Genomic DNA, 12,256 nt, shown 5'->3' on the forward strand with positions numbered 1-12,256 from the left:
CATGCAGCGATACTTTGTAGATCCTTCGCAAATGAAGGAGCAGTATGTGGTGATTACGGGTGACGATGTGAACCACATTGCGCGCGTTATGCGTTCACGTGCTGGTGATGAAATCATCTGCTGCAATGGGCAGGGGCGTGATGTGCGTGGAGCAATCGAAGAAATTGGCGCTGATGCAGTGCGGGTGCGCATCCTTGAAGAAGACCTTCCAAGCCGCGAGCTTCCGGTGCAAGTTACCATTGCACAGGGATTGCCCAAAGGTGATAAAATGGAGTTGGTCATTCAGAAAGGCACTGAGCTCGGTGCTTTTTCTTTTTGCGCGTTCACATCATTGCGTACGGTAGTTAAGCTGGATGATAAAAAAGAGAAAAAGCGCAGAGAGCGGTGGCAGAAAATCGCCAAGGAAGCGGCTGAACAGTCACACAGGAGCAAGGTACCGAATATCGCCAATATGCTAACCTGGCGCGAGTTACTTGCATCGGTGACACAATTCCATTATGCTTTATTTGCATATGAGAAAGAAGAGACATCTACGTTGCGTCGTGCCCTTTCCGAAGTTCCAGCCGGCTCGCGAATTCTGCTTGTCATCGGTCCAGAAGGCGGTTTCGACGAAAAAGAAGTCGTAGAGGCGGAGGCAGCCGGATTCATCAGCGTTTCGCTGGGAAGGCGCATTTTGCGTGCGGAAACAGCCCCGCTCTATGCGCTGTCCTGTGTTTCATATGAGTTCGAACAAGCATGATAGAATAAAGTCAGAAGGAATTTTATAGTAAGGAGTTGGATGATATATGCCAACTGTAGCATTTCATACGCTCGGCTGCAAAGTGAATCACTATGAAACCGAAGCGCTCTGGCAACTATTCAAGCAAGCCGGATATGAAAAAATAGACTTTGAGCAAAGCGCGGATGTATATGTCATAAATACTTGTACGGTAACGAATACAGGCGATAAGAAAAGCCGTCAGGTTATTCGTCGCGCAATCCGGCGCAATCCGGAAGCGGTCGTAGCAGTAACCGGTTGTTATGCACAGACAACACCGCATGAGATTATGGCAATTCCAGGCGTTGATATCGTGGTGGGTACGTCTGGTCGCGACAACCTGATTGATTACGTAAATCGGTACCTGCGTGAACGTGAACCGATTAATGCAGTATCTAATATTATGAAAGCACGCGAATACGAAGAACTGGATGTACCTGAATTTACCGATCGTACACGTGCATCGCTGAAAATCCAGGAAGGTTGCAACAATTTCTGTACGTTCTGCATTATTCCCTGGGCACGCGGATTGATGCGTAGCCGTAAACCGGAAAGCGTCATTGAACAGGCAAACAAGCTAGTGGCGGCCGGCTATAAGGAAATTGTTCTGACGGGTATTCATACTGGAGGATATGGTGAAGACCTGGAAGACTATAACCTGGCACGTCTGTTGCGCGAACTCGATACGAAGGTTCCTGGACTGAAACGTATTCGTATCAGTTCGATTGAGGCGAGTCAGATTACGGACGAAGTTATCGAAGTGCTGAATTCTTCCGATAAGATGTGCCGTCATCTGCATGTTCCTCTGCAGGCAGGCGATGATAACGTATTGAAGCGCATGCGTCGCAAATATACGACGGACGAGTTCCGTCGTAAAATTGAGCAGCTGCATCAAGCATTGCCTGATGTAGCGATTACAACAGATATTATTGTAGGATTCCCTGGTGAAACAGAGGAAATGTATGAAAATGGGTATCGTTTCATTGAAGAGATGAAGTTTGCAGAGCTGCATGTTTTCCCGTATTCTAAACGGAGCGGGACACCTGCGGCTCGTATGGAAGATCAGGTGGATGAAGAAGTAAAGAACCGCCGCGTGCATGAATTGATTGCGTTATCTGATAAGCTGGCGCTTGAGTATTCCGGCAAGTTCGTTGGTGATGTACTTGAAGTTATTCCGGAAGAGCCATATAAGGAAGCGCCGGATAGCGGCTTGTATGTAGGTCATTCAGATAATTATTTGAAGCTTGTGTTTGAAGCAAATGAATCGCTGGTCGGTAAAATATGTAAGGTCCGTCTTGATGAACCTGGCTCTGAATACTGTAAGGGCACGTTTGCACGCGTGCTTAGTGAAGAGACGCTCAAGGCGTGATAATATGTAAACAGCTATGAAAGCGAAACTGTTTTTCCCCAGTTTCGCTTTTTTTTTGCTACCATTGTTTTGTATAATTTTAAACAAGCCATTTTTATTGGTAGTATATTGAGGAGTCGCTTATGCTTCATTTGGATAATTGGCCGATTCGCCGTAAAATTACTTTGCTTGCATTCGGCATCGTTTTGTTCACCCTGCTGATGGGCACGATGATTCTAATAGGCAAAATCGCTAGCGTAAAGGTCGAAGAGGTGAGTCAGCGCTCATTATTGACAGCAAAAGTTACTGCACAAATGCCCGAGGTCAAGCTGGCGGTGGAGATGCCGGAGGGTGCAAAACGTATGCAACTGCTCGTAGAGCAGGTTCGGGACATTTATGGGGTCGATTATATTGTTGTAGTAGATATGGACGGCAAACGGATGTCTCATCCGCTCCAGAACAGAATCGGGACACTGTTTGATACGACAGAAGCGATGCCAGCTTTTGCTGAACATATCTACATCGAGCGTGTGAAAGGGGACCTCGGTGAAGGTGTGCGGGCCTATGCACCAATTATGAATGCTGAACACCAACAGGTTGGAGTGGTGATGGTTGGTAACACTGTGCCGAAATTATCGGCCATTATAGCAGATATGGGCAAGGAAATGGGGATTATTCTCTCACTAACATTAACATTTGGAATTGTATGTGCCTATCTTTTGGCCAGTCATATTAAACAACAAACATTTCATTTGGAACCTCAGGAATTGGCCCGGACGCTAGACGAGCGAACTGCGGTATTCCATGCTATTCATGAAGGAGTTATTGCAATTGATGAGCATGAGCGCATTACTGTCATTAATGAAGCAGCGCGTCGTATGCTGAAGGTGGAGGGGAAGGCGATCGGGGAGAACATTCGTGAAGTCATCCCGGATACGCGCCTTCCGGAAATTATCGAGCTTGGTCGTCCATTGTATAATAAACAGTTCTACATTGGCGACACGCTTCTTCTAAGCAATCGGATGCCGATCAAAGTAAAAGGGAAAACGTCTGGAGCACTGGCGATTTTTCAAGATAAGACGGAAGTGACACAGCTAGCCGAAGAACTTACAGGGGTGAAGGCGTTTGTGGACGCCCTTCGTGCGAAAAACCACGAGCATAGCAACAAGCTGCATACAATTGCCGGGTTGATTCAATTAGGCAAAGAGCAAGAAGCGTTACGTTATATTTTTCAGTTGGATGAGGAACAGGAGAATGTAGCCCATTATATTGGCGGCCGCATTCAGGATGTTAATTTGTCTGGCTTGCTTATTGGCAAGATTAGCCGGGCCAAGGAGCTCGATATTTTATTGCAGATTGATTCGTACAGTGAATTCCAGCTGTATCCTGAGGGGATGACATATCACGACCTTGTCATCATTATCGGAAATCTAATTGAAAATGCCTTCGACGGGCTTGTTGAAGTAAATGATCGGGACAAGCGGGTTGATGTATCAATTGTGCAAGATGATAGTTATCTCATTGTCGAGGTTGAAGATAATGGAGTTGGCATTCCTGAAGAGATACAACGACAGATTTTTACAAAAGGCTTTTCCACCAAACAGAAAGGAGAGCGAGGTATCGGTCTGTATCTTGTCTCTTCAATTATTGAGCGAAGCGGAGGGGAGATTGAGGTGGAAAGTACGTTAGGATACGGTACGTGGGTACGTGTAAAGGTGCCGATGGAACGTAAGGAGGATGATAAGCGTGAGCAAAATGATTAATGTTTTACTTGTAGAAGATGATCCGATGGTTCAGGAGATTAATTCTTCTTTTATTGAGCGGGTTGAAGGGTTCAATGTTATAGGCTGTGCACGTAACGGGGAGGAGGCCATCGAAAATGTAAAGCAACTTGCCCCTCATCTTGTTATCCTTGATTTATATATGCCTGGTAAAGGCGGGCTAGAAGCGCTTCGTACTATTCGGCAGCAAGAACTGGATGTGGACGTAATTGCGGTGACGGCGGCCAATGATAGGGAAACGGTTTTGCGTGTAATGAGATTAGGGGCCGTAGATTACATTTTCAAGCCGTTTCAATTTCATCGAATTCAGGCGGCATTGTTGCGCTATAAAGAACATTTTCGTCGCAACCAGTCAGCAGTGTTCTCGCAATCAATGTTTGATACCGCACGCGAGTTTACGATGTTTGGCAATAAACAAACGAACAAAAAGGAAGATACGGAAACCGAATATCCGAAAGGGATTCAGGCATTTACGCTCCAGCAGGTGTCCGATTGTCTAAAAGGAGGGGCTGGAGAGATGTCTGCTGAAGAAATCGGCCAGCTTATCGGCATGTCCCGTGTTACCGTACGGCGGTATCTTGAGTATCTTGAATCGGTTGACAAAGTCAAAGCGTATATGGTGTACGGTACGGTGGGTCGCCCGATGAAAATGTACACATGGCTTGATGAACAAAAAGAACAAAATGTGTAACAAAAAGAACAAAACGTTTTAAAAATACGAAAACTTTTTTACTCCTGATGCAAACGTTATCATAAATCTATCAGAAAAAGAGAACGATTTGCAAAGGGGAGTGTCCTGTGAAGATTTTGAAGAATTTGACGGTACAAGTCGTTATCGCCATTATCATTGGTATTATCGTCGGATCGGTCTGGCCAGATGTCGGCAAAGAGATGAAAGTGGTCGGAGAAACGTTCATCAATATGATCAAAATGGTTATCGCGCCCATTATTTTCCTTACTATTGTTCTTGGCATCGCCAGCATGGGTGATATGAAGAAAGTGGGACGAGTTGGCGGCAAGGCTCTTATTTATTTCGAAGTTGTTACGACCTTTGCTCTTGTTATCGGTATCATCGTAGCCAACATTACAAAACCGGGAGCAGGGCTTGACCCGGCGAAGCTGAAGAGCGGAGATATAACCAAGTACGCCGAGAGCGCAAAAGAGATGGATTGGGTAGAGTTCTTCACCCATATTGTTCCATCCAACATGTTTGAAGCGTTCGCTAAAGGCGACATTCTGCAAATTTTATTCTTCTCGGTCCTGTTCGGTCTCGGTTTGACTGCAATGGGGAAAACAGGAAAGCCTGTTATCGATTTCTTCGAGAAATTATCTACGATTTTCTTCAACATTCTTGGCATCGTTATGAAGCTTGCGCCAATCGGTGCGTTTGGCGGTATGGCATTTACTATTGGAAAGTATGGCATTGGAACATTGCAGCAGCTTAGTATGCTGATGATAACGGTATATACCACGATGTTCTGCTTCGTATTTATCGTATTAAATATTATTGCTAAGATGTATGGTTTTAGCTTATGGAATTATCTCAAGTTTATTAAAGAAGAGCTGTTAATTGTACTGGGAACTTCTTCGTCCGAATCTGTGCTACCACGCATGATGGATAAAATGGAGAAGTTTGGCTGCTCCAAGCCGGTTGTCGGTCTCGTAATTCCCACAGGATATTCGTTCAACCTGGATGGGACAACCATCTATCTGTCAATGGCAACCATCTTTCTGGCACAGGTATTCCATGTTGATTTGAGCATCACGCAGCAACTAACAATTATTGCGATTTTGATGCTCACATCGAAGGGGGCAGCAGCGGTTACTGGCGGCGGATTCATCGTGCTTGCTTCTACCCTGACGGCTATGCAGGTTATTCCGGTAGAAGGATTAGGGCTTCTCATCGGCGTCGATCGTTTTATGTCGGAAGCTCGTGCTATTGTAAACTTAATTGGAAATGGTGTGGCAACCATTGTTGTGGCAAAGAGCGAGAACGAGTTCGATGAGGCGAAACAGCAGCAGGCAATACAGGAATTGAACCAAAAAATGAGCGCATAAAGCGTACAGGAAGAAGAGAAAGCGCCAGCTATCAGCAGGCGCTTTTTTATGTGGAGCGTATGGTACGGCGGACGAAACAAACCGACAATGCCTGCGAGCTTTTATTATATGGAGCATGTATAAAGTATGCTATGATACGAATACAAAAGAATGCAGAATAAGGTGAGAGGACATGAAATCTCTAGGGCTATTGGTCGTATTTCTTTTCGTTGGCCTATCGCTTTCTATAGCTATCGGTTTTGGTTTTGGCGTGGAGACGCCTGTGCGCTACGACGCAGAGCAGGAAGGATTGGATCAGAAAGTAACCATCCGATTTAGCCATGTAGTCGCGGAAAATACGCCGAAAGGGCTGGCGGTTGCCAAATTTGCTAAGCTGGTACGTGAGAAAACGAACGGGATGGTTGAAATCCGCGTTTATCCGAATGCGACGCTATTTGATGATGAAAATGAATTTAATGCTCTACAATCGGGCAAAGTGGAAATGATAGCGCCTGCTACATCCAAGATCTCTTCACGATATCCCGCATGGATGATTATGGACTTGCCCTATGCATTTGAAAATGAAAAAGAAGTCAATGAAGCGATGGATGGCCGATTGGGTGAATTGTTATTCGAGGCCATTAATGATGCCAATGTCAAAGGTCTTGCTTTGTGGGACAACGGTTTTAAACAGATGACAGCAAATCGGCCTGTCGTGCAGACGGATGATCTTAAAAATCAAAATTTCCGTATTATGCAAGGTCCCGTTCTGCATGCGCAGTTCAAAAGATTAGGGGCCAAGCCGGAGAGTCACTCGTTCAACGATTTATACCGGCAGCTGCAAAGCGGTGTTGTACAGGGACAAGAGAATACATTATCTAACATATACAGCAAACGCTTATATCAGGTGCAAAAATATATGACGATTAGTAATCATGGCTATCTGGGGTATATTGTATTAATAAATAAAGCAACATGCGATAGGCTAACCGGTACTCAACAGAAGGCGATTGAGTCGGCGATGGAAGAAACAACAGCCTGGATACGCGAATACGCAAAAAAAATGAATGACCAGGCGTTGGCTGAAATGAAGGAAGAACACCTAATTGCTATCCACATGCAAACAAATGAGGAAAAGGAAGCATGGAAAAAACAGCTTGGGCCTGTCTATTATCAATTTAAAGATGTAATCGGCGAACCGGTTATCGAGGAGTGGCAGCGGCTGATAGTCCGGCAGCGCTCTCCTCATAAAGGTCCCTATGGTTACGAATGAATGTTATGAAAAAAGTGGTAAAAGACAGTCATAGTGCGATAAACTTGAAAAAAAGGATGTTTTTGCGAGGAGGAATGTTTCATGGCAAAGGAGGTTTCTGCAGGAGGCGTTGTATATCGGAGAACGAAGGATAATCGGATTGAACTTATGATTATTGAGGATCGCTATTTGAAGGCGTCCCTGCCCAAGGGGAAACGGGAAAAAGGGGAGACGATGGAAGAGACAGCACTCAGGGAGATTCGCGAAGAAACTGGAATTGAGGGCAAGGTAGTTCAGCCCTTGGAAACGATTTATTATAATTATTACAATCCAAAATTCGGCGCTGTAAAAAAAGAAGTGCACTATTATTTAGTGGAAGCAATGGCAGGCACACTTGTTCCGCAATTGGAAGAAATTCACACTGTGGCCTGGATGTCGCCAGAGGCAGCCTGGGAGAAACAGGCGAAGAATGGGTACCAGAATAACATTTCTGTCCTGTCCAAAGCATATGAACTGCTCGGGCTGGATCATCGAAAGGAGAAAACATCATGACAGACGCGAACAAGCCGCTGGCAACGTATATTGATCACACCTTGCTAAAACCGGAAACGACAGCAGAGATGATCGATAAGCTGTGCCGGGAGGCGAAAGAAAATGAATTCTTCGCTGTATGTGTTAACCCATACTGGGTTGGACGGTCGAAACGAAATCTCCAAGGCAGTCAGGTAAAGGTTGCCACTGTTATTGGTTTTCCTCTCGGTGCGAATACTGCTGAAGTGAAAGCGTTCGAAGCGACGAAAGCAATCGAAGATGGAGCCGATGAGTTGGATATGGTGATCAACATTGGGGCGCTGAAATCGGGAGACGATGGGACAGTATTGCAGGATATCGCAGCGGTCGTGGCAGTCGCGGAAAATCGTGCACGCGTGAAAGTGATTATTGAGACTGGCCTGTTAACGAATGAGGAGAAGGAAAGAGCTTGCCGTCTAAGCAAAGAGGCAGGCGCACATTTTGTGAAGACTTCCACCGGATTCGGAGCAGGAGGTGCCACGGTGGAAGATGTCAAGCTGATGCGTGAAGCCGTCGGAACGGAGCTGGGCGTAAAAGCATCAGGCGGCGTTCGGACACGTGAAGACGCAGATGCGATGATTACAGCGGGTGCCACACGTATTGGTACCAGTGGTGGCGTTACGATTGTACAGGGTGGAACGAACACAGAACAATATTAACTCACTTACTGGCAGCAACAGGCATATGACCGAAGCAGCATGGTCATATGCCTGTTTTTTTATGGATAAGAAGGGGACATTTTACTTCTATGTGGAGGCCATGCTCGGGAGTCTTTCTTATTTTCTAATACAATATTGGGCCGCTCGCGCGAGCCAGTGTGTAAACGGCAATGCCAGCAGAGAACAAATAACGTTGAACAAGGTTTGAGCATGCGCGATTTGAATCGCCGGATCGTTTGTCAGCCATGTAACCGTTACTCCCAGCGGATAAATAAATGGCAGGAACAGCAGCACGCCCGCAACATTCAATACGACATGAACCCATGCAACCTGCTTTGCCTCTGCATTTCCACCGATTGCTGCCATTACAGCGGTGACGCATGTTCCGACATTGCTGCCAAGAACAATTGCAATACCCATCCCGAGCGTCAGGATATTCTCATTCATAAATCCCATTGTCATGGCTGTTACCGCTGAACTGCTGTGCAGCAGCGCCGTGAACGCCGCGCCGAGAAAAATCCCATTAAAGTAGCTGCTGTCGGGGCTGGCAAGCGATGATAAAAAGAAAGAGGTATGCTGCAAAGGCTCGGCTGCCGTCTGCATCATCTGAATGCCAAGAAATACGCATCCGAAGCCGCACAGAGACATCCCGATTGCTTTTATTATTTGTGAACGCATCCATAGTACGGAACAGCCTATAAGAAACATCGGCAACGCCAACTTTTGCGGATTTAGTGCAATTAATTGGGTAGTAAATGTTGTCCCAACATTTGTGCCAAGAATAATGCCTATCGTCTGTGGAAATGACAACAATCTTGCGTTTGCAAGCCCAATTGTTACGACTGATACTGCACTGCTGCTCTGAACGATCATCGTCACCAGCGTACCTGTAATCATGCCGCGTGTCGGGGTTTTCGTAAAGCGCACAAGCCAGCGATGAAGATTATTGCCCGCCAGCGCAAATAAGCCAAGGCGCATCAAATGCATTCCGCCCAAAAACAAACCAAGCCCTATTAGAAGGGGAAGCGCCAGACTAGTCATTTGTTTGTCTCCTCTCATGCATGTCTACCTCACATATGTATGCAAAGCAAAAGACAGGCATGACAGGCCTAGGCAAAATGAAAGGCAGATCCTGAGGGGATCTGCTTCGAAATTTACTATGCTGTACAAATGAAATAAGCGATGCGTCGTGTGTCCAATCCGCCGAGCGTATAGCCGAAGAACGGAATATGCCGGAAAAACGTAACTGTTTGCTGCCGCACAGAGAACGGCCAAATCCAGAATTGATCACCATTCGACAGCCATACATACGTCCAGCGGAAGAGGCACAATCGCAGGCTTCCCGGAGCGATTGCTAGGGTGCTGTAGGCCTGGCTTTGCTGTGGAATGTAAGTAGGTGGTAGGGTAGGCGGCTGCATTGGAGGTTGACCGGGTCCACCGGGCGGCTGTGTTGGAGGTTGAGGAGGGAAGCCGCCACCGGGAAATCCTGGAATACCCGGCAGGTTTTGAGGAAATGAAAATTGCCTCTCTTCTTTATAAAATCTACTCATTGTAACACCTTCCTTTCCGTATAGACTATTCACAAATCGGGCAGATTGCGTATAAAATAGGCACAAGCCTGCTATGGCTATGGCAAAAGAACAAGCGAAAGGGTGAACGGAATGGAAGCAAAAACGAATGGATGCAGCATTGACCATTCTCTAGAAGATGTACGCAAGAAGCTCGATGCCATTGAACCTTATCTGCCGGCAAGCATCTCTCAAGGCCTGCCGGGATATATGGAGCAGGAACGGACACAGGACGAGCTTAATCATGTATTCCATTTATTGAAGAAGTATGACCTGGCAGATGATGAAGAACAAGCGCGCCGCAATGAAGAATTCAGAAAGCTATTGCAGCACATCTAGATGAAAGACAGAATACCCTCCGCTTTTGGATGAGCGCAGGGTATTTTTAAATGTAGCACTTTTTATTGAAATGCGGCAGAAAAATCTTCTGCCCTACGAAAAATATAGCAGCTAAGGATAAAAATAAAGTAGAGATTAAAATCGGGGATCTTATAGCGGTAGTCAACGATAAAAAAGTGAAGCTGGATCAAGAAGCGTTTATGGTTAATAATCGTACGATGGTGCCGGTTCGTTTCGTAAGTGAAGCACTTGGTGCAGATGTACAATGGGATGCCAAAAACTTGACAATTCACATTACGACGAAAAAATAAAGTAACAATATAAAAGGATAACACAGTGGACACTTGCCTGGCAGGTGTCCGTTTTTATATGTATTCTCGTTTTTCTTTTATAATTTTGGTAAGATTATGTGCATGAAAACAGAGAAAAGGATGGTTTCGATGATTGCACTACCAGAACGTTTTGTTGAACGAATGAAGCGAACGATGGGGGAGAAGGATACGGCAGCTTTTTTTGCGAGCTATCAGGAAAATGTAGCTCATGGTCTGCGTCTGAATCCTGGAAAAGTATCGCATGAATCAACTGCTCCGATGCCATTTTCCCTTACACCTGTGCCATGGTGTTCAACAGGGTTTTATTATACAGAAGAAGACAGGCCGGGCAAGCACCCGTATCATGCAGCAGGCGTGTATTATATACAGGAGCCGAGCGCAATGGCGGTCATCGAGGCGCTTATGCCTGAGCCAGGAGATAAGGTGCTGGATTTATGCGCAGCTCCAGGGGGCAAGTCAACGCATATCGCCGGATACCTGGGGAATGAAGGTCTGCTGGTAGCGAATGAAATCCACCCATCCCGTGTTAAGGCACTATCCGAGAATCTGGAGCGATGGGGAGCAAGGAATATTCTTGTAACTAATGAAACGCCGGGTCGTATGGCTGAACGCTTTCCTGCATTTTTTGATAAAATCGCGGTAGATGCACCCTGTTCGGGAGAAGGAATGTTTCGCAAGCTGCCGGAAGCTTGCGAGGATTGGTCGGAAGGAAAAGTGGCCCATTGTGCAGCAATGCAAAGTGATATTCTCGCAGACGCAGCAGCGATGCTAAAACCGGGCGGTGTTATCGTATATTCGACCTGTACGTTTGCCCAGGAGGAGAACGAGATGCAAATCGAGGGCTTTCTTGCGGCACATCCTGAATTTTCGCTTGAACAGATTGCGCAGGAAGCGTACTTCACGCCGGGTGAGCTACAGCATACCGTACGCCTATGGCCACACAAGCTGCGCGGGGAAGGGCACTTTCTCGCCCGGCTGCGCAAGCACACCGATGCTGTGGTAACAGAAGAGGTGCAAGAAGCGAAAATAAAGCCGATACCATCGGATGTGCGCAAGCTATTCGAATCGTTCTGCAAGGAAACGCTGACGTTCGTTCCAGAAGGAAATTATGTGCTCTTCGGTGATCAGCTGTATGTGCTTGCGGATGGGCTGCCGCGCTTGAATGGCCTGAAGATTACGCGGGTCGGCTGGCATCTCGGTAAGGTGAAAAAGGACAGATTCGAGCCGTCACACGCGCTAGTGTTGGCGCTGAGGTTTGGAGAATGGAAGAGAAGCATAGATTTTGCGGCAGACAGCGAGGAAGTGCGTCGCTACTTGCGGGGCGAGAGTCTGTTCGTAGATGCGACCGAGAAAGGCTGGATCGTCGTGACGGTGGACGGATATCCGCTTGGCTGGGGCAAGCTTGTACAGGGACAATTGAAGAACCACTATCCCAAAGGATTGCGTTTGGTGTAGTGTGGTGAAACATGTAGGCTGAACCCCTTGATATATAAGGGGATTCAGCCTGTCAATATTATATATAGTTATGTTCAGATACAAACCCTTTACCGAAAAAAGATAATTCTTTTTCCTTTGTTCGTTTTTAACAGCTTTCCGAAAGAAGTCCCCTTCCT

At 46.3% G+C, this 12,256-nt stretch carries 13 protein-coding genes; 11 read left to right on the forward strand and 2 right to left on the reverse strand.

All coding sequences use genetic code 11. The features are described from left to right. The first annotated feature begins 1 nt into the window (after position 1). From HMPREF0083_RS17905 to deoC, 8 genes are all read left to right on the forward strand, one after another. Positions 2–739: a 16S rRNA (uracil(1498)-N(3))-methyltransferase gene (locus HMPREF0083_RS17905; protein WP_021623055.1), complete on the forward strand. Its 738-nt coding sequence runs from the start codon at positions 2–4 to the stop codon at positions 737–739. 46 nt (positions 740–785) lie between these two features. Beyond that, positions 786–2,126, forward strand: coding sequence for a tRNA (N(6)-L-threonylcarbamoyladenosine(37)-C(2))-methylthiotransferase MtaB (mtaB, locus tag HMPREF0083_RS17910; RefSeq protein WP_021623056.1), 1,341 nt, complete (start codon positions 786–788; stop codon positions 2,124–2,126). Positions 2,127–2,248: 122 nt separating this feature from the next. Next, positions 2,249–3,868 carry an ATP-binding protein gene (locus HMPREF0083_RS17915; RefSeq protein ID WP_021623057.1) on the forward strand — a complete coding sequence of 540 codons (1,620 nt, stop codon included), beginning with the start codon at positions 2,249–2,251 and terminating at the stop codon, positions 3,866–3,868. Then, entirely contained in the window at positions 3,861–4,577 is a 717-nt protein-coding gene (locus tag HMPREF0083_RS17920) for a response regulator (RefSeq protein WP_021623058.1), read from the forward strand. Before HMPREF0083_RS17915 ends, HMPREF0083_RS17920 begins: the two co-directional genes overlap by 8 nt. 107 nt (positions 4,578–4,684) lie before the next feature. Beyond that, a complete protein-coding gene (locus tag HMPREF0083_RS17925; RefSeq protein WP_021623059.1) occupies positions 4,685–5,944 on the forward strand; it encodes a dicarboxylate/amino acid:cation symporter in 1,260 nt (419 codons plus the stop codon). A 172-nt stretch (positions 5,945–6,116) separates the two neighbouring features. Then, positions 6,117–7,196 (forward strand): DctP family TRAP transporter solute-binding subunit, encoded by a 1,080-nt coding sequence (locus HMPREF0083_RS17930; protein ID WP_021623060.1) that lies wholly within the window; start codon positions 6,117–6,119, stop codon positions 7,194–7,196. 81 nt (positions 7,197–7,277) lie between these two features. After that, on the forward strand, positions 7,278–7,727 hold the full coding sequence (locus tag HMPREF0083_RS17935; protein ID WP_021623061.1) for an NUDIX hydrolase: 450 nt from the start codon (positions 7,278–7,280) through the stop codon (positions 7,725–7,727). Further along, positions 7,724–8,404 (forward strand): deoxyribose-phosphate aldolase, encoded by a 681-nt coding sequence (gene deoC, locus HMPREF0083_RS17940; RefSeq protein WP_021623062.1) that lies wholly within the window; start codon positions 7,724–7,726, stop codon positions 8,402–8,404. The genes HMPREF0083_RS17935 and deoC overlap by 4 nt, the downstream gene beginning before the upstream one ends. Positions 8,405–8,521: 117 nt before the next feature. Here deoC and HMPREF0083_RS17945 read toward each other — a convergent pair whose 3' ends face one another. After that, a complete protein-coding gene (locus HMPREF0083_RS17945; RefSeq protein WP_148316010.1) occupies positions 8,522–9,445 on the reverse strand; it encodes a Na/Pi symporter in 924 nt (307 codons plus the stop codon). 116 nt (positions 9,446–9,561) lie between these two features. Continuing rightward, positions 9,562–9,954 carry a hypothetical protein gene (locus HMPREF0083_RS17950; RefSeq protein ID WP_051354714.1) on the reverse strand — a complete coding sequence of 131 codons (393 nt, stop codon included), beginning with the start codon at positions 9,952–9,954 and terminating at the stop codon, positions 9,562–9,564. Positions 9,955–10,065: 111 nt separating this feature from the next. Between HMPREF0083_RS17950 and HMPREF0083_RS17955 the strand changes: the two genes are divergently transcribed. The 3 genes from HMPREF0083_RS17955 to HMPREF0083_RS17965 all read left to right on the forward strand — a co-directional run bounded on the left by HMPREF0083_RS17955 (position 10,066) and on the right by HMPREF0083_RS17965 (position 12,098). Beyond that, complete coding sequence (locus tag HMPREF0083_RS17955; RefSeq protein ID WP_021623065.1) at positions 10,066–10,311, forward strand: hypothetical protein; 246 nt, start codon at positions 10,066–10,068, stop codon at positions 10,309–10,311. A gap of 65 nt (positions 10,312–10,376) precedes the next feature. After that, positions 10,377–10,622 (forward strand): copper amine oxidase N-terminal domain-containing protein, encoded by a 246-nt coding sequence (locus HMPREF0083_RS17960; protein ID WP_021623066.1) that lies wholly within the window; start codon positions 10,377–10,379, stop codon positions 10,620–10,622. Positions 10,623–10,751: 129 nt separating this feature from the next. Further along, positions 10,752–12,098, forward strand: a complete 1,347-nt coding sequence (locus HMPREF0083_RS17965) for an RsmF rRNA methyltransferase first C-terminal domain-containing protein (RefSeq protein ID WP_040303533.1) — start codon at positions 10,752–10,754, stop codon at positions 12,096–12,098. Positions 12,099–12,256 lie beyond the last annotated feature (158 nt).

The organism is Aneurinibacillus aneurinilyticus ATCC 12856, assembly GCF_000466385.1.
Taxonomy (GTDB): domain Bacteria; phylum Bacillota; class Bacilli; order Aneurinibacillales; family Aneurinibacillaceae; genus Aneurinibacillus; species Aneurinibacillus aneurinilyticus.

What these genes read in the sequence shown, in the direction of transcription:
- HMPREF0083_RS17905 (WP_021623055.1), top strand. Translation starts at nt 2, where the DNA reads ATGCAGCGATACTTTGTAGATCCTTCGCAAATGAAGGAGCAGTATGTG.
- mtaB (WP_021623056.1), top strand. Translation starts at nt 786, where the DNA reads ATGCCAACTGTAGCATTTCATACGCTCGGCTGCAAAGTGAATCACTAT.
- HMPREF0083_RS17915 (WP_021623057.1), top strand. Translation starts at nt 2,249, where the DNA reads ATGCTTCATTTGGATAATTGGCCGATTCGCCGTAAAATTACTTTGCTT.
- HMPREF0083_RS17920 (WP_021623058.1), top strand. Translation starts at nt 3,861, where the DNA reads ATGATTAATGTTTTACTTGTAGAAGATGATCCGATGGTTCAGGAGATT.
- HMPREF0083_RS17930 (WP_021623060.1), top strand. Translation starts at nt 6,117, where the DNA reads ATGAAATCTCTAGGGCTATTGGTCGTATTTCTTTTCGTTGGCCTATCG.
- HMPREF0083_RS17935 (WP_021623061.1), top strand. Translation starts at nt 7,278, where the DNA reads ATGGCAAAGGAGGTTTCTGCAGGAGGCGTTGTATATCGGAGAACGAAG.
- deoC (WP_021623062.1), top strand. Translation starts at nt 7,724, where the DNA reads ATGACAGACGCGAACAAGCCGCTGGCAACGTATATTGATCACACCTTG.
- HMPREF0083_RS17945 (WP_148316010.1), bottom strand. Translation starts at nt 9,445, where the DNA reads ATGACTAGTCTGGCGCTTCCCCTTCTAATAGGGCTTGGTTTGTTTTTG.
- HMPREF0083_RS17950 (WP_051354714.1), bottom strand. Translation starts at nt 9,954, where the DNA reads ATGAGTAGATTTTATAAAGAAGAGAGGCAATTTTCATTTCCTCAAAAC.
- HMPREF0083_RS17955 (WP_021623065.1), top strand. Translation starts at nt 10,066, where the DNA reads ATGGAAGCAAAAACGAATGGATGCAGCATTGACCATTCTCTAGAAGAT.
- HMPREF0083_RS17965 (WP_040303533.1), top strand. Translation starts at nt 10,752, where the DNA reads ATGATTGCACTACCAGAACGTTTTGTTGAACGAATGAAGCGAACGATG.